The 19,595-nt window shown below is 66.0% G+C and carries 20 protein-coding genes; 6 read left to right on the top strand and 14 right to left on the bottom strand.

Going from position 1 to position 19,595, the window contains the following annotated elements:
• Positions 1–192 precede the first annotated feature (192 nt).
• Entirely contained in the window at positions 193–1,377 is a 1,185-nt protein-coding gene (locus C4B30_RS14395) for an acetylornithine transaminase (RefSeq protein ID WP_027785188.1), read from the top strand.
• A gap of 12 nt (positions 1,378–1,389) precedes the next feature.
• A complete protein-coding gene (locus C4B30_RS14390) occupies positions 1,390–1,845 on the top strand; it encodes a GNAT family acetyltransferase (protein ID WP_027785189.1) in 456 nt (151 codons plus the stop codon).
• A gap of 24 nt (positions 1,846–1,869) precedes the next feature.
• On the opposite strand, the gene C4B30_RS14385 is transcribed toward C4B30_RS14390, so the two are convergent.
• The 8 genes from C4B30_RS14385 to C4B30_RS14350 all read right to left on the bottom strand — a co-directional run bounded on the left by C4B30_RS14385 (position 1,870) and on the right by C4B30_RS14350 (position 9,025).
• Entirely contained in the window at positions 1,870–2,541 is a 672-nt protein-coding gene (locus tag C4B30_RS14385) for a DUF2278 family protein (RefSeq protein WP_027785190.1), read from the bottom strand.
• Positions 2,542–2,805: 264 nt separating this feature from the next.
• Positions 2,806–3,522, bottom strand: a complete 717-nt coding sequence (locus tag C4B30_RS14380; protein WP_027785191.1) for an ABC transporter ATP-binding protein — start codon at positions 3,520–3,522, stop codon at positions 2,806–2,808.
• A complete protein-coding gene (locus C4B30_RS14375) occupies positions 3,522–4,298 on the bottom strand; it encodes an ABC transporter ATP-binding protein (protein ID WP_027785192.1) in 777 nt (258 codons plus the stop codon). Before C4B30_RS14375 ends, C4B30_RS14380 begins: the two co-directional genes overlap by 1 nt.
• Before the next feature lie 24 nt (positions 4,299–4,322).
• Complete coding sequence (locus C4B30_RS14370) at positions 4,323–5,492, bottom strand: ABC transporter permease subunit (RefSeq protein WP_027785193.1); 1,170 nt, start codon at positions 5,490–5,492, stop codon at positions 4,323–4,325.
• Between the two features lie 19 nt (positions 5,493–5,511).
• A complete protein-coding gene (locus tag C4B30_RS14365) occupies positions 5,512–6,462 on the bottom strand; it encodes a branched-chain amino acid ABC transporter permease (RefSeq protein WP_027785194.1) in 951 nt (316 codons plus the stop codon).
• 209 nt (positions 6,463–6,671) lie between these two features.
• A complete protein-coding gene (locus C4B30_RS14360) occupies positions 6,672–7,316 on the bottom strand; it encodes a hypothetical protein (RefSeq protein WP_027785195.1) in 645 nt (214 codons plus the stop codon).
• A 270-nt stretch (positions 7,317–7,586) separates the two neighbouring features.
• Positions 7,587–8,567, bottom strand: a complete 981-nt coding sequence (ispH, locus tag C4B30_RS14355; RefSeq protein WP_006488968.1) for a 4-hydroxy-3-methylbut-2-enyl diphosphate reductase — start codon at positions 8,565–8,567, stop codon at positions 7,587–7,589.
• A 2-nt stretch (positions 8,568–8,569) separates the two neighbouring features.
• The gene (locus tag C4B30_RS14350) at positions 8,570–9,025 is read right to left on the bottom strand and encodes an FKBP-type peptidyl-prolyl cis-trans isomerase (RefSeq protein ID WP_006488950.1); all 456 of its coding nucleotides are present in this window, start codon (positions 9,023–9,025) and stop codon (positions 8,570–8,572) included.
• A 135-nt stretch (positions 9,026–9,160) separates the two neighbouring features.
• On the opposite strand from C4B30_RS14350, the gene radC reads away from it, so the two are divergent.
• From radC to nadB, 4 genes are all read left to right on the top strand, one after another.
• Positions 9,161–9,934, top strand: coding sequence for a RadC family protein (gene radC, locus C4B30_RS14345; protein WP_105132661.1), 774 nt, complete (start codon positions 9,161–9,163; stop codon positions 9,932–9,934).
• A 237-nt stretch (positions 9,935–10,171) separates the two neighbouring features.
• Positions 10,172–10,405, top strand: coding sequence for a 50S ribosomal protein L28 (gene rpmB, locus C4B30_RS14340; protein WP_004186391.1), 234 nt, complete (start codon positions 10,172–10,174; stop codon positions 10,403–10,405).
• Positions 10,406–10,422: 17 nt separating this feature from the next.
• Positions 10,423–10,590, top strand: a complete 168-nt coding sequence (rpmG, locus tag C4B30_RS14335) for a 50S ribosomal protein L33 (RefSeq protein ID WP_006478046.1) — start codon at positions 10,423–10,425, stop codon at positions 10,588–10,590.
• A gap of 160 nt (positions 10,591–10,750) precedes the next feature.
• Positions 10,751–12,337 carry an L-aspartate oxidase gene (gene nadB, locus C4B30_RS14330; protein WP_105132660.1) on the top strand — a complete coding sequence of 529 codons (1,587 nt, stop codon included), beginning with the start codon at positions 10,751–10,753 and terminating at the stop codon, positions 12,335–12,337.
• Between the two features lie 97 nt (positions 12,338–12,434).
• On the opposite strand, the gene nadC is transcribed toward nadB, so the two are convergent.
• The 6 genes from nadC to purN all read right to left on the bottom strand — a co-directional run bounded on the left by nadC (position 12,435) and on the right by purN (position 19,576).
• Positions 12,435–13,445, bottom strand: a complete 1,011-nt coding sequence (gene nadC, locus C4B30_RS14325) for a carboxylating nicotinate-nucleotide diphosphorylase (RefSeq protein ID WP_080681360.1) — start codon at positions 13,443–13,445, stop codon at positions 12,435–12,437.
• A complete protein-coding gene (nadA, locus tag C4B30_RS14320) occupies positions 13,445–14,581 on the bottom strand; it encodes a quinolinate synthase NadA (RefSeq protein ID WP_027785199.1) in 1,137 nt (378 codons plus the stop codon). Before nadA ends, nadC begins: the two co-directional genes overlap by 1 nt.
• A gap of 253 nt (positions 14,582–14,834) precedes the next feature.
• The gene (locus tag C4B30_RS14315; RefSeq protein WP_027785200.1) at positions 14,835–16,031 is read right to left on the bottom strand and encodes a DesA family fatty acid desaturase; all 1,197 of its coding nucleotides are present in this window, start codon (positions 16,029–16,031) and stop codon (positions 14,835–14,837) included.
• Between the two features lie 220 nt (positions 16,032–16,251).
• Positions 16,252–17,634, bottom strand: a complete 1,383-nt coding sequence (locus C4B30_RS14310; RefSeq protein WP_027785201.1) for a mechanosensitive ion channel family protein — start codon at positions 17,632–17,634, stop codon at positions 16,252–16,254.
• 17 nt (positions 17,635–17,651) lie between these two features.
• Complete coding sequence (locus tag C4B30_RS14305; RefSeq protein WP_027785202.1) at positions 17,652–18,917, bottom strand: RsmB/NOP family class I SAM-dependent RNA methyltransferase; 1,266 nt, start codon at positions 18,915–18,917, stop codon at positions 17,652–17,654.
• On the bottom strand, positions 18,914–19,576 hold the full coding sequence (purN, locus tag C4B30_RS14300) for a phosphoribosylglycinamide formyltransferase (RefSeq protein WP_027785203.1): 663 nt from the start codon (positions 19,574–19,576) through the stop codon (positions 18,914–18,916). The genes C4B30_RS14305 and purN overlap by 4 nt, the downstream gene beginning before the upstream one ends.
• Positions 19,577–19,595 lie beyond the last annotated feature (19 nt).

Below are 19,595 nucleotides of genomic sequence, written 5' to 3'. Positions count from 1 at the left end.
GAACCGCTTCCTGTCCGCTCTCCGACGTCGCCGCTCGCCGCTCCGCCCGGATGCCGCCGGCTCGTCACGGACTCGCGCGTAACCCTCCTCCGCTTCACCGGTTACGCACAAGCTGTTCGACCCACCAGCCACGGCCTTCCGTGGCTTTTTTATTGCCCGTTTCCCTTTCAACGCCCGCTGGAGTCTGCTGCCATGCCCCTGAACGATTATCCGATCGACTCGCTGATGTACATCACGAACCGCCCCGACATCGTGTTTACGCACGGCAAGGGTTCGTGGCTCTACGATCACACGGGCAAGCGCTATCTGGACTTCATCCAGGGTTGGGCCGTCAACAGCCTCGGCCATTGCAACGACGGTGTCGTCGAAGCACTGAAAACGCAGGCCGAAAAGCTGCTGAACCCGTCGCCGGCGTTCTACAACGAGCCGATGGCGAAGCTCGCGGCCCTGCTCACGCAGCAGAGCGTGTTCGACAAGGTGTTCTTCACGAACAGCGGCGCCGAGGCGAACGAAGGCGCGATCAAGCTCGCGCGCAAGTGGGGCCGCAAGTTCAGGAACGGCGCGTACGAGATCATCACGTTCGACCACAGCTTCCACGGCCGCACGCTCGCGACGATGTCGGCCAGCGGCAAGCCGGGCTGGGACACGATCTACGCGCCGCAGGTGCCGGGCTTCCCGAAGGCCGAACTGAACAACATCAACTCGGTCGAGAAGCTGATCACCGACAAGACCGTCGCGGTGATGCTCGAACCGATCCAGGGCGAAGGCGGCGTGATTCCGGCCACGCGCGAATTCATGCAGGAGCTGCGCGCGCTGACGAAACAGCACAACCTGCTGCTGATTGTCGACGAAGTGCAGAGCGGCTGCGGCCGCGCGGGCACGCTGTTCGCGTACGAACTCGCCGATATCGAGCCGGACATCATGACGCTCGGCAAGGGCATCGGCAGCGGCGTGCCGCTCGCGGCGCTGCTGTCGAAGGCCGATGTCGCGGTGTTCGAGGCCGGCGACCAGGGCGGCACGTACAACGGCAACCCGCTGATGACGGCGGCCGGTCATTCGGTCATCTCGCAGCTCGTCGCGCCCGGCTTCCTGGAAGGCGTGCGCGAGCGCGGCGAATACCTGAAGCGCAAGCTGCTCGAGCTGTCGGAGGAGCGCGGCTTCGAGGGCGAACGCGGCGAAGGCCTGCTGCGCGCGCTGCTGCTCGGCAAGGACATCGGCCCGCAGATCGTCGAGAAGGCGCGCGACATGCAGCCCGACGGCCTGCTGCTGAACGCCGCACGGCCGAACCTGCTGCGCTTCATGCCCGCGCTGAACGTGACGACCGAAGAAATCGACCGGATGATGGCGATGCTGCGGTCGATCCTCGACACGCTGTAAGGAGACCCCGCGATGGATGCCGCCGCCGATGCTGTCGCTATCCGCCCGTTCGAACGCGCCGACACCGATGCCGTGCTCGCGGTATGGCGCGACGCGTTCCCGCAGTACGACGAAGCCGGTGCGCCGCCGCACCGCGATCCGCTGCGATCGATCGAGCTGAAGCTCGCGACCCAGCCGGAACTGTTCTTCGTCGCGACCAGCGGGGCGCGCGTCGTCGGCACGCTGATGGCCGGTTTCGACGGACATCGCGGCTGGCTCTACTCGTTCGGCGTCGCGAACGACGCACGCCGGCTCGGCGTCGGCCGCGCGCTGATCGCGCATGCGGAACGCGCGCTCGCCGCGCGCGGCTGCCTGAAGATCAACCTCCAGGTGCTGCCCGGCAACGAGGACGCATGCCGCTTCTACGCGGCGCTCGGCTATCGCGTCGAGGAACGCATCTCGTTCGGCAAGACGCTGCCCGCCGCGTAACGCGGCCGCCGGCAGCGGCACGGCTCAGCGCGTGATCGGCCCCGCGCCCGGCAGCGGGTTGCCGAGCGCGTCGGTCGGCACGGCCTGCTGCTCGAACGCCGCGAAATACGCGGCCCACTGCGTGTCGCTCACGCGCACGATCAGCGCGCCGTCCTGCCACACGTCGTTGTGGTCGTTGTGATCGTCGCCCGCGCGATGCAGGTAGTTCGGGCCGGTCGAGCCCTGGTTCATGTGCGTGTCGTGGATGCCGTTGCCTTGCGCATAGGTGCGGCCGAACACGACGACGTCGAGGCCCTGCGACTGCGCGGCGTTCACGAGCCGCAGCAGCGACGGGATCGGCTCCGGATGCTCGGTGCCGTCCATCACCGCGCTCGCGCGCCACGCGCCCGTCTCGTTCAGGATGTCGCTGCGCAGGTAGTCGAGCGCGGGCAGCGCGGCCTGCCCCGTGAGATCGGTAAAGCCTTCGGCCGCGGCGGCGAGCGTCTGCGTGACCGGATGGTGGAAATCGTAGACGAGCTTGTAGTTCAGCAGGTCGTCCGCGTCGTTGGTGCCGACATTGATCGCGACATCCCAGTCGCCCGCCGGCAGCGCCAGCGTCAGGTGGATGTGATACTGGATCTCGCTGCCGTGCGGCGAACCCTTCAGCCGCGCCACCGACGTCACCTTCGCCTTCACGAAACCGTAGTCCAGACTCATGCGTGTTCTCCGTGTCCCGATGAGCCGCCGATGCTACGCGGCCCGTGTGTCCGTTTGCGGGCGACCGGCTGCGGGCGACCGGCTGCGGGCGACCGCATGCGGACGACCGCACGCTAGCCGGCGCAACAATCGAATGGAGTCGCCTTTGCGCGCACAGTTCGACGCGAATCGCACGATACGAAAAAAAAGCCGTCACGGCTATCCCGTGACGGCTTTTTGAAAGCCCGGGTGCGACCTGCGCAACCGGCCCGTTCATTCGATCGCTTACTCGCCCAGATACGCGGCGCGCACCTTCGGATCGTCGAGCATCTGCTTGGCGTCGCCTTCCATCGTGACCGTGCCCGAATCCATCACGTAGCCGCGGTCGGCCGCCTGCAGCGCGAGGCGTGCGTTCTGCTCGACCAGCAGCACCGTGATGCCTTCCTTCGAGATCTCGCGCACCACTTCGAAGATCTTCTCGACCATGATCGGCGACAGGCCCATCGACGGCTCGTCGAGCAGCAGCAGCTTCGGCTTGGAGAGAATCGCGCGCGACATCGCGAGCATCTGCTGCTCGCCGCCCGACAGCGTGCCCGCGAGCTGCGTCGCCCGTTCCTTCAGGCGCGGAAAGAAGCCGAACATCCGGTCGACGTCCTTCTTGATCTGCTCCTTGTCGTTGCGCAGGTACGCGCCCATCTGCATGTTCTCGATGATCGACATCCGCGCGAAGATCCCGCGGCCTTCCGGCACCATCGCGAGGCCGCGCTTGAGCAGTTCGTGCGACGGCACGCCCTTGATCGACTTGCCGTCGTACTCGATGTCGCCCGCCGAGTACGGCTTCAGGCCGGTGATCGCCTTCATCGTCGTGGTCTTGCCGGCGCCGTTCGCGCCGATCAGCGTCACGAGCTCGCCCTGACGGACTTCCATGTCAACGCCCTTGACGGCCTGGATGCCGCCATAGTTGACCTGCAAGCCCTTGATTTTCAACATTGCCGCTGCCATCAGTGCACCCCTGCGCCGAGATATGCCTCAATCACCTTCGGATTCTTCTGCACGTCCTGCGGCAGACCCTCGGCGATCACCTTGCCGTAATCGAGCACCGTCATCCGGTTGCACAGCCCCATCACGAGCTTCACGTCGTGCTCGATCAGCAGGATCGTGCGGCCGTCCGAGCGGATCTTGTCGAGCAGGCGCGTGAGTTCGACCTTCTCGGTCGCGTTCATCCCGGCTGCCGGCTCGTCGAGCGCGAGCAGCTTCGGGTCGGTCGCCAGGGCCCGTGCGATTTCCAGACGACGCTGGTGACCGTACGACAGGTTGCGCGACGTGTAGTCGGCGTACTGCAGCACGCCGACGTATTCGAGCAGCTCGATCGCGCGTTCCTTGATCTCGCGCTCTTCCTGACGTTCGGCCGGCGTCTGGAACACCGCCCCGAGCAGCCCGTGCTTGGTGCGCACGTGGCGGCCCACCATCACGTTCTCGAGCGCCGTCATCCCGCCGAACAGGCGGATGTTCTGGAACGTGCGCGCGATGCCGGCCTTGGCCACCTGGTGCACGGCCGTCGGCGTGTAGTTCGTGCCGTCCAGCTTGAAGTCGCCGGAGTCCGGCGTGTAGAGGCCCGTGATCACGTTGAAGAACGTCGTCTTGCCGGCGCCGTTCGGGCCGATCAGGCCATAGATCTCGCCTTCGCGGATCTGCAGGCCGACGTCGGACAGTGCCTGCAGCCCGCCGAAGCGCTTGTTCACGCCCTGCACGGACAGTCGGATTTGCTTGTCGCTCATGTGTGTTATCCCCTTGTCCGTTGGTTAAGCGCGCACCGGCTTCTTGCTGTTGCGCTTCGCCAGTTTCGCGATCTTGTCCTCATGCTTCGGCGCGGGCCACAGGCCTTCCGAGCGGTACAGCATGATGACCACCATCGCGAGGCCGTACAGCGCCTGACGGATCACTTCCGTATCGACGATGTCGTGACCGAACAGCGCATGCTGCAGCGGGCTCATCGTCGAGCGCAGGAATTCCGGGAAGATCGCGAGCAGCACCGCACCCAGGATCACGCCCGGGATATGACCCATGCCGCCGAGCACCACGCAGGCGAGCACGACGATCGATTCCCAGAACGTGAACGACTCGGGCGACACGAAGCCCTGGAACGCGCCGAACATCGAGCCCGACAGGCCGCCGAACGACGCGCCCATCGCGAACGCGAGCAGCTTCACGTTACGGGTGTTGATGCCCATCGCCTTCGCGGCGATCTCGTCTTCGCGGATCGCTGCCCACGCGCGGCCGATACGCGAGTGCTGCAGACGCGTACACACCCAGATCACCAGCAGCGAGCAGAGCACGAACAGGTAGTAGTACATGTACACCGACGGCAGCTGGAAGCCGAACAGCGTATGCGTCTGCGACAGGTTGAAGCCGCCGACGTGCACCGGATCGATGCCCGTGATCCCCTTCGGGCCGTTGGTGATGTTCACCGGACGGTCGAGGTTGTTCATGAAGATCCGGACGATTTCACCGAAGCCGAGCGTCACGATCGCCAGATAGTCGCCGCGCAGGCGCAGCGTCGGCGCGCCGAGCAGGATCCCGAAGGTCGCCGCCAGCGCCATCGCGATCGGCACGATGAGCAGGAACGGCACGTGCAGGCCGTTCGGCGCGAGCGCCGCGATCCACTCGAACTGCGAGGTCAGGTGCGGCGAGCTCAGGAGTGCCGCCACGTATGCGCCCACCGCATAGAACGCGATGTAGCCGAGGTCGAGCAGGCCGGCGAAGCCGACCACCACGTTCAGGCCCAGCGCGAGCATCACGTACAGCATCGCGAAGTCGAGCACGCGGACCCAGTAGTTGCCGCCGGCAGAGCCGATCAGGATCGGCGCGGCGATCACGAGGACCGCGGTGAGGAGGCCGATGACCACGGTCTTGGCGGTGTTGCGCTCTTCGACGAGCGACGTCGACGATTCGATCGGTTGAATGGATGTCATGTTGTTTGCTCCCCTTCCGTTACGCGCGATCCGCGACCCGTTCGCCCAGCAGCCCCGACGGACGGAACACCAGCACGATGATCAGCACGATGAAGGCGAACACGTCCTGATAGTTGCTGCCGAATACGCCGCCCGTGAGGTTGCCGATGTAGCCGGCCCCGAGCTGCTCGATCAGGCCGAGCAGCACGCCGCCGACCATCGCGCCGCCGAGGTTGCCGATCCCGCCGAGCACCGCCGCGGTGAACGCCTTCATGCCGGGGATGAAGCCCATGTAGAAGTGCACGTTGCCGTATTCGGACGCGATCATCACGCCGGCCAGCGCGGCGAGCGCGGAGCCGATCATGAACGTCGCGGAGATCACGAAGTTCGGGTTCACGCCCATCAGGCTGGCGGTGTTCGGGCTTTCGGCGATCGCGCGCATCGCGCGGCCGAGCTTGGTCTTGTGCACGAGCAGCAGCAGGCCTGCCATCACGAGGAACGCGACCGCGATGATCACGATTTCAGTGACCGAGATCACGGCGCCAGGCGTGGTGTCGGTGGCCTTGATCACGTTGATCGGGTCGGTCGGCAGCAATTGCGGGAACGGCAGCGGGTTGCGCGACCAGATGATCATCGCAGCCGTCTGCAGCAGGATCGACACGCCGATCGCGGTGATCAGCGGCGCGAGGCGCGGCGCGCGGCGCAGCGGCCGGTACGCGACCCGTTCGATCGTGAAGCCGACGAACGCACAGACGACCGCGGCGATGCCCAGGCCGATCGTCAGCGTCGCGACGTTGCCGAGGCCGGGAAAGTGGTTCTGCAGCACGGTGATGGCCGACAGCGCGACCATCGCGCCGATCATCAGCACGTCGCCGTGCGCGAAGTTGATGATGCCGAGAATGCCGTACACCATCGTGTATCCCAACGCGATGATGGCGTACACACTGCCGAGCACCAGCCCGTTGAGAACCTGCTGGACGAAAATATCCATTTAAAGCTCCTTGGCCCATGCTGCCGGAGGTCGTTGCGCCGCGGGTAAGCGAGGCATCGCGCCTTCTCGGCGACACTGCGGGTACTAGTCGATACCGGTAAGGGTGGATCGTCCCGGCGCGCGCCGCCCGGCCTGTACGGCCGGACCTGCCGCCGGAGCGGATACAAAAACGGCACCGCACTGTTTCGGTGCCGTCATGAGTCCCGTCGCTAAATCGTCACGACATCGAGGACGGTGTTCGTGGCCTCCTTGAAGTCGTGGGGCAGCATGCCGAGACGGCCGTCGTCCGGTTTCCCGGCATCCGTGCCCTGGCCCGTCCGGTGCCATGCAAGCATCGCGCCCGGACGGAGCGGATTCCGCGCCGCGTCGCCCGGCAAGGCGTTGCGGCAGCCGCGCCCGACTTGCGTCAGGACTGCATCGGAATCCATCGTACGAACCAGACTGCGCGCCACGCCATGGGCGGTCGCGGCAACGCGCTGTTTCGTCGAATCGAATTGAAGGCGGGACAGTGGCATCGGCACGCTGCCGGCAACGCCGCGATCGTCCGGCATCCATCGACCGGCCGCTGGCCGCGGCGCAGCCTGCATGCCCGCTGCCGGCCCGGTCGTCGGGCCGCGCGCGTTGATTTCCTCGATCGTCAAACGTGCCCCGTGTTCCTTGTCCCTGCCCAGTTGCGCGATACGGCGTGCCGATGGCGCCGCGCGTCCGCTTCCGGCGACGCGCACGCCGCTGGCCGATGGCGCCGCGAACCCCGCCGCCTCCCTGCCCGCCCCGTCGTCGCTCTTTTTGCTGCAGCCGGCATGGATTGCAACCGGTGCGGCGACGGACACGGCGTAAGCCAACTTCACATGCATTGAATGGTCTCCCGCGCCTTGCCAAAAACCCGATTTCAAAGCCATTCCGGCTTGAAAACGGGCGCATTGTAACTCCATTTATAGGACGCCAATATTCCTGATTCGATGGGGTTTTCCTGCATTGCAACCAATTTTGAGACACGATTACGCGCGGCGGGAGCAACCGGGTTGCACCACGATTGGGAATAATGGTTGCGATTGCAATTTCGAGACCACAAAAAAAGCGCGCCGGGAGGCGCGCTTCGGTGTTCCGCGAGTGCGATGCGGCAATCAGGCGGCGGGCGGCAGGTTCAACCCGCGCGGCAGCGGAAACGACACGTTTTCCTCGATGCCGTCGAGCGCCCGGACGTTGCGCACGCCGAGTTCGCGCAGCCGTGCGATCACGGCCTGGGCGAGCACCTCGGGCGCCGACGCGCCGGCCGTCACGCCGATGCGGCGCTTGCCGGCGACCCATGCCGGATCGATCTGGTCGGGCGCGTCGACCATGTACGCGGCCACCCCGCGCTTTTCGGCCACTTCGCGCAACCGGCTCGAGTTCGAGCTGTTCGGGCTCCCGACCACGATCACGACATCGCATTGCGGCGCCATGAACTTCACCGCGTCCTGGCGGTTTTGCGTCGCGTAGCAGATGTCCTGCTTCTTCGGTTCGCGGATCTTCGGATACTTCGCCTTCAGCGCACCGATGATCTCGGCCGCGTCGTCGACGGACAGCGTCGTCTGCGTGACGAGCGCGATGCGCTCGGGATCGGCGAGTTCGAGCTTCTGCACGTCCTCGACGCTTTCGACGAGGTGCATGCCGCGCTCGACCTGGCCCATCGTGCCTTCGACTTCGGGATGGCCCTTGTGCCCGATCATGACGATGTCGACGCCGTCCTGGCGCATCTTCGCCACCTCGACGTGCACCTTCGTGACGAGCGGGCAGGTTGCGTCGTAAATGCGCAGCCCGCGCACGTCGGCCTCGTCGCGCACGGCTTTCGACACGCCGTGCGCACTGAAGATCACGGTGTTGCCGGCCGGCACTTCCTCGAGTTCCTCGACGAAGATCGCGCCCTTCTTCTTCAGATCCTCGACCACGTACTTGTTGTGGACGATTTCGTGACGCACGTAGATCGGCGCACCGTGCATCGCGATGGCGCGCTCGACGATCTCGATCGCGCGGTCGACGCCCGCGCAGAAGCCGCGCGGCTGGGCCAGCAGGATTTCGGCGTCGGCGGCGACGGTCTGCCCGGACAGCGTATCGGTGGTACTCATGATTACAGGATTCCGATGATTTTCACTTCGAACGTGAGCGCCTGGCCCGCGAGCGGATGATTGAAGTCGAACAGCGCCGAGGTCTCGCTGACTTCCTTCAGCACCCCCGCGTAGCGACCGCCATCCGGTGCATTGAACTCGATGAGTTCGCCCGGGGTGAAATCGTCGCCGACCATCCCGTTCTCGCGCAGCGTCGACAGCGTCACGCGCTGGAGCATGTCGGGATTGCGGGGGCCGAACCCCTGATCGGGGGCTAGCTGAAAAGTCGAGTGGTCGCCAACCCTGAGCCCGAGCAGAATCTGTTCCAGCGACGGCGCCAGTTGCCCCGCGCCCAGCAGCAGCGTGGCCGGCTTGTCCGAGAAGGTGTTGACGATGTCGGCGCCGTCGGCCAGTGCCAGCCGGTAATGCAACGTGACGTGGGAACCGGGCTTCACTTCGGATAGATCGATGAGGCTCATGAATTACTCGTTCAGTCGGCGCCCGATACGGCCGAATGGCCCGGCGCAAAGCCAATATTGTAAGTCACCTGAGCGGGCAAGGAGGAAAGTGCGACGACGTCGCGCACGCCGCCCGCGCCCAATGGAGTTCCGAGCATGCCGTCACCCCGCCTCATCCTGCCGTCGGCCGAATGCCGCGACACCGCCGACACGCCGACCGATCCGCCCGGCCGCGTCATCCCGATCAACCGGCACAGGCGCCGCCCGGCCGGCTGGCGGCCCGAGCGGCCGCGCGAACGGCTGGTGGAACGCGGGCCGACCGCGCTGACCGACGACGAGCTGATCGCGCTGCTGCTCGGCACCGGCAAGCCCGGTCACGATGTCTTCGTCACCGCCCGCAAACTGGTCGAGCAGTTCGGCACGCTGAGCGGGCTGCTCGAAGCGACCACCGGCGATTTCGAGGCGCACCCCGGCATCGGTCCCGCGCGCTCCGCGCGGCTCGTCGCGGTCACCGAGATCGCGCGGCGCATGCTGGTGGAGAAAGCGGAGGAACGGACGCCGATCGACTCGCCCGGTGCCGTCGAGGATTGTTTGCGACTGAAGATCAGCACGCGCCAGTACGAAGTGTTCATCGCGGTCTATCTGGACGCGCGCAACCGCCTGATCGACATGGAGGAAATCGCGCGCGGCTCGCTCACGCGCATGGCCGTCTATCCGCGCGAGATCGTGCGCCGCGCGATGAAACATAACGCCGCGGCGCTGATCGTCGCGCACAACCATCCGTCGGGCGCGGTGCAGCCGAGCGCGGAAGACCGCCGCCTGACCCGCGTGCTGAAAGACGCGCTCGAACTCGTCGACGTGCGGCTGCTCGATCACGTCGTCGTCGGCGTCAGCGATACTTTTTCGTTCGCGCGGGCCGGTTGGCTGTAAACTGTGGCGCGGCGGCCCGTCCCAGGGCGCCGCAACGGCGAAGTGAAATTAGGTTTGATTTTTCTGAACTTTTTCTGCTAGAATCGCCGTCTGTATTTTTTCCAACCAGTTCTAGCCATCGAAGGGCCTCGTCTGCAAGGGCTACGGCGTTCTGAGTGCAACCATGGATCACGTGGCGGCGCGATGGAACCTTCACCGGCGATCGAACCCCGAATTTAGCGTATTAGGAGTGCTCTCATGGCACGCGTATGCCAAGTAACTGGGAAAGCGCCGATGAGCGGCAACAACGTTTCCCACGCCAACAACAAGACCAAGCGTCGCTTCCTGCCGAACCTGCAAAACCGCCGGTTCTGGGTTGAAAGCGAAAACCGCTGGGTGCGCCTGCGCGTCTCGAACGCCGGCCTGCGCCTGATCGACAAGAACGGCATCGATTCCGTGCTCGCTGACCTGCGCGCACGCGGCGAAGCCTAAGCCCAAGGAGCACAATCATGGCAAAAGGCGCACGCGACAAGATCAAGCTCGAGTCCACCGCTGGTACGGGTCACTTCTACACGACCACGAAGAACAAGCGCAACATGCCGGAAAAGATGGCGATCAAGAAGTTCGATCCCGTCGTCCGCAAGCATGTGGAATACAAAGAAACCAAGATCAAGTAATCTCCGGTTTCTGCCAGCCTGACGGCGACCGAAAAGCCCCGCTCCTGCGGGGCTTTTTGTTTTGCGCGCACGCTCGGGCCCGACGCGGTATGCTCTCCCCTTTCCGCGGCCGCGGCCGCCGGAACGCACAAGATCAAAAGCGTAACGATGGAGATGCAGCATGAAATTCGACGTGGCGATCGTCGGCAGCGGCCTGGCAGGGCTATCGGTCGCACTCAACCTGGCCAGCACGCGACGTGTCGCGCTGATCGCGAAACGTTCGATGATGGAGGGGGCGAGCGATAACGCGCAGGGCGGCATCGCGGCGGTCCTCGACTCGACGGACAGCATCGAGAACCACGTCGACGACACGCTGGTCGCCGGTGGCGGCCTGTGCGACGAAGGCGCGACGCGCTACATCGTCGAGCACGGCCGCGAAGCAATCGAATGGCTGATCTCGCAAGGCGTGCCGTTCACGAAGGACGACGCGGCCGAACTCGGCTTTCATCTGACGCGCGAAGGCGGCCACAGCCATCGCCGGATCATCCATGCGGCCGATGCGACCGGCCATGCGGTGCTTGCGACGCTGTCGGAGCGCGCGCGCCAGCATCCGAACATCACGTTCTTCGAAAACCACCATGCGATCGACCTGATCACGTCGGACCGCCTCGGCCTGCCCGGCCGCCGCTGTCACGGCCTGTATGCGCTCGACGTCGACAACGACCGTACGATTACGATCGAGGCGCCGCATACGGTGCTCGCCACCGGCGGCGCCGGCAAGGTCTACCTGTACACGACGAACCCCGACACCGCGACCGGCGACGGCATCGCGATGGCGTGGCGGGCGGGCTGCCGCGTGTCGAACATGGAATTCATCCAGTTCCACCCGACCTGCCTGTTCCATCCGTACGCGAAGTCGTTCCTGATTTCGGAAGCCGTGCGCGGCGAAGGCGGCCTGCTGAAGCTGCCCGACGGCACGCGCTTCATGCCCGCGCACGATCCGCGCGCCGAGCTCGCGCCGCGCGACATCGTCGCACGCGCGATCGACTTCGAGATCAAGAAGCGCGGGATCGACTGCGTGTATCTCGACATCAGCCATCAGCCGGAAGCGTTCCTGCGCGAACATTTCCCGACGATTCATGCGCGCTGCCTCGAATTCGGCATCGACATCGCGAAACAGCCGATCCCCGTCGTGCCGGCCGCGCACTATACGTGCGGCGGCGTCGTCACCGATCTCGCGGGGCGCACCGATCTCGCCGACCTGTATGCGGTCGGCGAAACATCGTACACGGGGCTGCACGGCGCGAACCGGCTCGCGAGCAACTCGCTGCTCGAATGCCTCGTGATCGGCCGCGCGACAGCCGAGGCGATCGAGGCGGCCGGCTTCGATACCGACACGCCCGCCACGCTGCCCGCGTGGGACGAAAGCCGCGTATCGGATGCGGACGAGGAAGTCGTCGTTGCACATAACTGGGACGAACTGCGCCGCCTGATGTGGAACTACGTCGGCATCGTGCGCACCGACAAGCGCCTCGAGCGCGCGAAGCACCGGCTGTCGCTGCTGCGCGACGAGATCCACGAGTACTACGCGAATTTCCGCGTGACGCGCGACCTGCTCGAACTGCGCAACCTCGTCGACGTGGCAACGCTGATTGTCAAGAGCGCGCACTCCCGCCGCGAAAGCCGCGGGCTGCACTACAGCCGCGACTGGCCGCATACGCTGCCGAAGGCATTGCCGAGCGTGCTCACGCCGCGCGTGCGCCGCTGAGCCGCACGCCGCCCTTTCCCGCTGCGGCCGCAGCACAAGAAAAAAGCCGCCGGCGTTCGCGCGCCAGCGGCTTTTTGTCTGATTGAACGACGTTGGGTCAGTCGACGATCCGCATCGAATAGTCCGTCGCCCGCACGTCCTTCGTCAGCGCGCCGATCGAGATGCGATCGACGCCCGTCTCCGCGAACGCGCGCACCGTATCGAGATTGACGCCGCCCGATACCTCGAGCACGGCCTTGCCCGCAGCCACACTCACCGCTTCGCGCATCATGTCGAGCGTGAAGTTGTCCAGCAGCACCGACTGCGCGCGATGCGCGAGCGCCGTGTCGAGCTGCGCGAGCGTCTCGACTTCGATCTGCACGGGCACGCCCGATTCCAGCGCGAACGCCGCATCGAGTGCCTCGCCGACACCGCCTGCCGCCGCGATGTGGTTCTCCTTGATCAGGATGCCGTCGTACAGCGCGAGACGCTGGTTCTCGCCGCCGCCCACGCGCACCGCGTACTTCTGCGCGAGCCGCAGCCCCGGCAGCGTCTTGCGCGTATCGAGGATCTTCGCGCGCGTGCCTTCGACGCGATCGACGTAGCGGCGCGTCGCGGTCGCGACGCCCGACAGCAGCTGCAGGAAGTTCAGCCCGTTGCGCTCGGCGGTCAGGAGCGAGCGCGCCGGCCCTTCGAGTTCGCACACGGTCGAATCGGCCGTCATCCGGTCGCCTTCGCGATAGCGCCATTGCACGACGATCGACGGATCGATCCGGGCGATCACGGCGTCGAACCACGGCACGCCGCACAGCACGGCTTCCTCGCGCACGATGATCCGCGCACGGCGGCGCTCGCCGGCCGGCACGAGCCGCCCGGTCTGGTCGCCGGTGCCGACGTCTTCGGCGATCGCATCGGCCACGTTGCGCGCGATCGCTTCGTCGAATGCCGCGCCGTATTGGGCGCGGACGGCTTCGAACAGAGGGGAGACTGCAGTCGCGGCGCCTTCCGCCGGGCCGCCCCCAAGGAAGGCGGCCGCCCCCTCGGGGGGAGCCGTGCATGGGACCGGAGTAAGCGCTGAAGCGCCAACTCCGGTCGACAGCGAACGAATGTGAGCGTGGGGGCCGTTCATTACGCCGCCCCCACGTTCGCGAACAGTTGCTGGTCGCGCTGCAAGTCGCCGCTCGCCTGCACGCGCTTCTTGTGCGCAGCCGCGAATTCGAGCATCCGGTCGATCGGCAAACGCGCACGCTCGCCGATCGCGGGATCGACGAAGATCTCGTTGTGACCGCGTTCAAGCACGTCGGCGAGATTCGCGAGGCCGTTCATCGCCATCCACGGGCAGTGCGCGCAGCTCTTGCAGGTCGCGCTGTTGCCGGCCGTCGGCGCCGCGATGAAGGTCTTGCCGGGCGCTGCGAGCTGCATCTTGTGCAGGATGCCGAGATCGGTCGCGACGATGAAGCGCTTCGCGTCGAACTTGACGGCCGCGTCGATCAGTTGCGTGGTCGAACCGACGACATCGGCCTGCGCCACGACGTTTTCCGGCGACTCGGGATGGACGAGCACCTTCGCGTCCGGATATTCGGCGCGCAGCAGGTCGAGCTCGATGCCCTTGAACTCGTCGTGGACGAGGCACGAGCCCTGCCACAGCAGCATGTCCGCGCCGGTCTTCTTCTGGATATAGCTGCCCAGATGGCGGTCCGGGGCCCAGATGATCTTTTCGCCGCGCGCGTGCAGATCGGCCACGATCTCGAGGCCGATCGACGACGTGACCATCCAGTCCGCGCGCGCCTTCACGGCCGCGCTGGTGTTCGCGTAGACGACGACGGTACGGTCCGGATGCGCATCGCAGAACGCCGAGAATTCGTCGACCGGACAGCCGAGGTCGAGCGAACAGGTCGCGTCGAGATCGGGCATCAGGATCCGTTTGTTCGGGCTCAGGATCTTCGCGGTTTCGCCCATGAAGCGCACGCCCGCGACGACCAGCGTCTGCGCGTCGTGATCGCGGCCGAAGCGGGCCATTTCGAGCGAATCGGCCACGCAGCCGCCCGTTTCGTCGGCCAGTTCCTGCAGTTCGGCATCCACGTAGTAGTGGGCGACCAGCACGGCCTTTTCACGGGCGAGCAACGCCTTGATGCGTGCCTTCAGCGAAGCGCGCTCCTCGGCGGACGGCGCCTCGGGCACCTTGGCCCATGCCTGTCCCACGCCGCACACGGTCCCAGCTGCGACGGGCCGGTCGTACTCGACGGGTTTGATCGTCGATTGCATCTCCATATCTCCTGTCGATCAGAGTTGGCGCTTCAGCGCTTACTCTGATCCCATGCTTCGCGGTCGATCAGCGTCGGCGCTTTGGCGCCTGCCCCGATCCCATCCCTTGCACTCGTCCGGGGCACCCACTCGCCACGCCCCAAAGCTTCATACCAATACCGGCGCCGCCGATCCGTCAAAAACCGGCGCCCCAAATGAAAAAACCCCGCCAACGCGGGGTTTGTGACGTCCTGAGATTCTAATCGATTTCGAATCAGGCGTAGCGACGCAGGCGCGTCGCGAATTCCTGCAGCGCCTTGATGCCGCTTTGTTCCGCGCGATGGCACCAATCCTGCAATTGCGCGAGAAGTTGTTCGCGCGACGCGGTCGAACGATCCCAGATCGCGGCGAGATCCTGGCGCAGCTGGAAGTACGTATGCAGCTTCTGGCTGTTCGCGAAGATTTCCGGCAGCAGCTTTTTCTGCGGCTCGTCGAGGCCGTCGGCGTCCTTGTGGAACCACTTGCGCGCGCCGCGCATCAGCTGGTACTTCTCGCTCGAACCGAGTTCCTTCAGGTGCGCGAGCTCCTGGCGGTACGCACGCTTCACGGCCTTGCCGTAACTCGCCATCACTTCATAGCGGTTCGACAGCACGGCCTGCAGCGTTTCCTGGTCGAGCACCGTCTTCGGCTTGTTCAGGCGCGGCGTGGGCGCGACCTTCTTCACCTTGGCGAGACCGAATGCCGACATGATGCGGATGTACATCCAGCCGATATCGAACTCGTACCACTTGTTCGACAGCTTCGCCGACGTCGCGAACGTGTGGTGGTTGTTGTGCAGTTCTTCGCCGCCGATCAGGATGCCCCACGGGAACAGGTTCGTGCTGGCGTCGGCCGAGTTGAAGTTGCGATAACCCCAGAAATGACCGAAGCCGTTGACGACGCCCGCCGCCCAGAACGGGATCCACACCATCTGCACGGCCCACACGGTCAGGCCGAGCACGCCGAACAACGCGACGTCGATCACCATCATCATGCTGATGCCGAGGATCGGGTACTTCGAGTAGAGATTGCGCTCGAGCCAGTCGTTCGGCGTGCCGTGGCTGAACTTGCGCATCGTCTCTTCATTCTTCGCTTCCGCGCGATACAGCTCGGCGCCCTCGAGGAACACCTTCCAGATGCCGCGCGTCTGCGGGCTGTGCGGATCTTCCTCGGTTTCGCACTTCGCGTGGTGCTTGCGATGGATCGCCGCCCACTGGCCGGTCAGCATCCCGGTGGTCATCCACAGCCAGAAACGGAAAAAATGGCTCGCGATCGGATGCATCTCCAGCGCGCGGTGCGCCTGGCAGCGATGCAGGTAGACCGTCACGCCGATGATCGTGACGTGCGTGACGGCAAGCGCGAACAGCGCGACCTGCCACCACGAAAAACGCAGGAGCCCGTGGGAAAGAAAATCGAGCAGGGAATTCAACAAGGCAGTTACCCGTGATGAGAGCGACGCCGGCTCATGCCAGCGTCATAAAAATGAAAGCATACCGCGTGTAGACCAGAATTTTACTTCAACCGTTCCAAGTCTTTGTAAAAAATGAATATTTTCTTGCCCTGACGCAATCCGCGCGGTCCACCGGCGGACTCGGAAAGGCGCGCGATCCGGTTTCGACCGGGGAATCGGTACGATTGACCGCGCCCGCCCGCTACGCCGCCGGCGCGCGCCCGTTCAGCGCACCGTCGGCGGGCGCCGGATCGAGCCCGGCCGCCACGCCCGGCGCGGGAAAGCCGTCCGGCAGCCCGACCACGCGCACCTCGCGCTGCGGAAACGGAATCGAAATCCCGTGCTCGCTGAACAGCCGCCAGATGTTGCGGTTCACGCTCGAGCGCACGCCCGACGTGCCTTTCGCCGCATCCTCGATCCAGAAGCCGAGCTCCAGGTCGATCCCGTCCGCGCCGAAACTCACGAGGTACGGGGTCGGCGCCGGCTCGGCCAGCACACGCGGCACGTCCTTCGCGGCAGCGACGAGCAACGCGAGCGCCTGCTCGACGTCGCTCGTGTACGCGACCTGCACCGCGACTTTCGCATAGCCGCGCGTCAGGTACGACGACTGGTTCTGCACGACGTCGGTGATCAGTTTCTCGTTCGGGATCAGCGTCTCGTTGCCGTCGAGGCCGCGCACGACCGTGTAGCGCGTGCGGATCTGCGTGACGACGCCCTGCAGCCCGCCGACGCTGATCGCATCGCCAAGCCGCAGCGAGCGGTCGACCAGGATGATGAAGCCCGACACGTAGTTGCTCGCGATCTTCTGCAGCCCGAAACCGAGGCCGACGCCCACCGCGCCGCCGAACACGCCGAGCACCGTCACGTCGATGCCGACGAGCGACAGCCCGATCAGGATCGCCGCGAACACGAGCAGCGCGCGGCCGACCCGCGACAGCACGACCTTCAGGTTCGCGTCGAGCGTGCTCGCGCGCGACAGGCGATCCTCGAGCACCGAGCCGAGCCACATCGCGACCATCAGCGTCACGCATACCCACAGCGCACCGGAGATCACCGACAGCAGCGTGAGGTGCGCGGTCGCGACCCGGAACTGCACGCTGTCGAGCCAGCCGAGCACGTCGCGCTGGATGCCGAGCACGGTCATCGCCATCGCGGCCCACACGACGGTCGACACGATCTTCTCGACGATCGACAGCCATGCGTGCGTGTGGCCGTCGCGCGCGAACACGCGCCGCGCGAAGAAGAACAGCACGTAGATCAGCCCGATGCCGAACAGCGGCACGAGCGCGAGCGACAGCAGCGACGTCGACATGAACGGGTCGAACGCGAGCTGCGCGGCGCCGACGAACACGCTGCCGAACAGCGGAAACAGCGCACGCTTCAGGCTTTGCGCGCCCGCGCCCGGCGCGCGTCCGGCTGCCCGGCGCCGAGCGTCGATCCGGCCGTGCACGAAGCGCGCGGCCACCCACGCGAAACACAGCGCCCCGACGAGGAGCGCCGCCTGCCAGATCATCACCGGCTGGTGGAAATCGCGAATCACCGATGCCAGCCGGTGCGACAGCAGGCGGCTCTGCAGATTCTCCATCGTCCGTCCGCGCGTCGTTACTGCGCGGCGCGGCGTTCGAGCACCGCCGCGAAGAAACCGTCGGTCGCGTGACGGTGCGGCCATAGCGACAGGTAGTCGCCCGTCTCGAGCTCGATGCGCTGGTCGGCCAGCACCTGCTGCGCCGGCACCAGCACGAACTCGGGGTGATCGGCCAGGAACTGTTCGACGATGCGCTCGTTCTCGGCGTCGAGCACGCTGCAGGTCGCGTAGATGAGCCGGCCGCCCTTCTTCACGAGCCGTGCGGCGCTCGCGAGGATCGACGCCTGCTTCGGCGTCAGCTCGTCGATCGCCGTGCGCGTCTGCCGCCACTTCAGGTCAGGATTGCGGCGCAGCGTGCCGAGGCCGCTGCACGGCGCGTCGACCAGCACGCGGTCGATCTTGCCGGCGAGCCGCTTGATCTTCGCGTCGTGCTCGCTGTCGATCAGCACCGGGTTCACGTTCGACAGCCCGCTGCGCGCGAGGCGCGGCTTCAGCTTCGCAAGGCGCTTCTCCGAGATGTCGAACGCATAGAGGCGCCCGGTCGAGCGCATCATCGCGCCGAGCGCGAGCGTCTTGCCGCCGGCGCCCGCGCAGAAATCGACGACCATCTCGCCGCGCCGCGGCGCGACCAGCGAGCACAGCAGCTGGCTGCCTTCGTCCTGCACCTCGATCGCGCCTTCCTCGAACAGCTTCAGGCGCGTCAGCGCCGGCTTGCCGACCACGCGCACGCCGAACGGCGCGAACGGCGTCGCGCCCGCCTCGATGCCGCTCACGCGCAGCGCTTCGATCACCTGGTCGCGGGTCGCCTTCTGCGCGTTGGCACGCAGGTCGAGCGGCGCCGGGTAGTTCAGCGCGGCGGCGAGTTGCGCGAGCTCGTCGGCGTCGAAACGGGCCGACAGCGCCTGGTGAATCCAGTCGGGCAGATTCGTGCGAATGCGCACAGGCAGGCTCGCAGGGTCGATCTTCGACACGTGCTCGAGCCAGGCGGACTCGGTGTCGGACAGGAATGGCTTCAGCGCATTGCGACCGACCGTCTGCATCAGGCCGAGCAGCGTGAGGCGCCGCGCGGGCGTGCCCGTGCCGCTCTCGGCCAGATGCGAAAACTCCATCTTCCGGCGCAGCACCGCGAACACGGCCTCCGCGATCACGCCGCGCTCGGCATGCCCGAGCTTCGGATGCGCGCGGAAGAACCGGCTCGTCGTCGCGTCGGCGGGGCCGGCGAACTTCAGCACCTCGGCCAGCAAAGTCTCGGTCTGGCCGATCAGGAATCCGTGCAGCTTCATACACCCTCACTCGTTTCGGTATGCGGTTGATCCGCGAAAATCCAGCGCGCCTCGTCGGGCGCCACCACTGCACGGCCGTTCTCGAGGCGCAGGCGCCCCTCGACGAACCAGCGCACCGCACGCGGATACAGCACGTGCTCGATCGTCAGCACGCGCTGCGCGAGCGCGGCCGCGTCGTCGCCGGCGCGCACGGGCACCGCGCCCTGCGCGACGATCGCGCCGCTGTCGAGCTCGGGAATGACGAAATGCACGCTCGCGCCATGCAGCGCGACGCCGGCATCCAGCGCCTGCTGGTGCGTATGGATGCCCTTGAAGCTCGGCAGCAGCGACGGATGGATATTCAGCAGCCGGCCCTCGTATCGTCTGACGAATGCGGGCGTGAGGATACGCATGAAGCCGGCGAGGACGACGAGATCGGGCGCGAAACGGTCGATCTCGGCGGCGAGCGCCGCGTCGAAGCTGTCGCGGCCATCGAACGACCGGTGGTCGACCACCGCCGTCGCCGCCCCGTGCGACGCGGCAAAAGCCAGTCCGGCCGCATCGGGCAGGTTGGCGATCACGGCGGCAATCCGGGCCGGCCAGCGTTCCCGCGCGCACGCGCGGACGATGGCCTCCATGTTGCTGCCGCGACCGGAAATCAGGATCACGATTTTTTTCATCCGCGAATTTTACCATTCG

This window comes from Burkholderia sp. BE12 (assembly GCF_002959955.1).
Lineage (GTDB): Bacteria > Pseudomonadota > Gammaproteobacteria > Burkholderiales > Burkholderiaceae > Burkholderia.
Note: the sequence above shows the minus strand (reverse complement) of the source record. Positions and strands in the feature narration are given on the sequence as shown.

Coding starts and splice junctions, on each gene's coding strand:
- C4B30_RS14395 (WP_027785188.1), top strand. CDS start 193: ATGCCCCTGAACGATTATCCGATCGACTCGCTGATGTACATCACGAAC.
- C4B30_RS14390 (WP_027785189.1), top strand. CDS start 1,390: ATGGATGCCGCCGCCGATGCTGTCGCTATCCGCCCGTTCGAACGCGCC.
- C4B30_RS14385 (WP_027785190.1), bottom strand. CDS start 2,541: ATGAGTCTGGACTACGGTTTCGTGAAGGCGAAGGTGACGTCGGTGGCG.
- C4B30_RS14380 (WP_027785191.1), bottom strand. CDS start 3,522: ATGGCAGCGGCAATGTTGAAAATCAAGGGCTTGCAGGTCAACTATGGC.
- C4B30_RS14375 (WP_027785192.1), bottom strand. CDS start 4,298: ATGAGCGACAAGCAAATCCGACTGTCCGTGCAGGGCGTGAACAAGCGC.
- C4B30_RS14370 (WP_027785193.1), bottom strand. CDS start 5,492: ATGACATCCATTCAACCGATCGAATCGTCGACGTCGCTCGTCGAAGAG.
- C4B30_RS14365 (WP_027785194.1), bottom strand. CDS start 6,462: ATGGATATTTTCGTCCAGCAGGTTCTCAACGGGCTGGTGCTCGGCAGT.
- C4B30_RS14360 (WP_027785195.1), bottom strand. CDS start 7,316: ATGCATGTGAAGTTGGCTTACGCCGTGTCCGTCGCCGCACCGGTTGCA.
- ispH (WP_006488968.1), bottom strand. CDS start 8,567: ATGAGTACCACCGATACGCTGTCCGGGCAGACCGTCGCCGCCGACGCC.
- C4B30_RS14350 (WP_006488950.1), bottom strand. CDS start 9,025: ATGAGCCTCATCGATCTATCCGAAGTGAAGCCCGGTTCCCACGTCACG.
- radC (WP_105132661.1), top strand. CDS start 9,161: ATGCCGTCACCCCGCCTCATCCTGCCGTCGGCCGAATGCCGCGACACC.
- rpmB (WP_004186391.1), top strand. CDS start 10,172: ATGGCACGCGTATGCCAAGTAACTGGGAAAGCGCCGATGAGCGGCAAC.
- rpmG (WP_006478046.1), top strand. CDS start 10,423: ATGGCAAAAGGCGCACGCGACAAGATCAAGCTCGAGTCCACCGCTGGT.
- nadB (WP_105132660.1), top strand. CDS start 10,751: ATGAAATTCGACGTGGCGATCGTCGGCAGCGGCCTGGCAGGGCTATCG.
- nadC (WP_080681360.1), bottom strand. CDS start 13,445: ATGAACGGCCCCCACGCTCACATTCGTTCGCTGTCGACCGGAGTTGGC.
- nadA (WP_027785199.1), bottom strand. CDS start 14,581: ATGCAATCGACGATCAAACCCGTCGAGTACGACCGGCCCGTCGCAGCT.
- C4B30_RS14310 (WP_027785201.1), bottom strand. CDS start 17,634: ATGGAGAATCTGCAGAGCCGCCTGCTGTCGCACCGGCTGGCATCGGTG.
- C4B30_RS14305 (WP_027785202.1), bottom strand. CDS start 18,917: ATGAAGCTGCACGGATTCCTGATCGGCCAGACCGAGACTTTGCTGGCC.
- purN (WP_027785203.1), bottom strand. CDS start 19,576: ATGAAAAAAATCGTGATCCTGATTTCCGGTCGCGGCAGCAACATGGAG.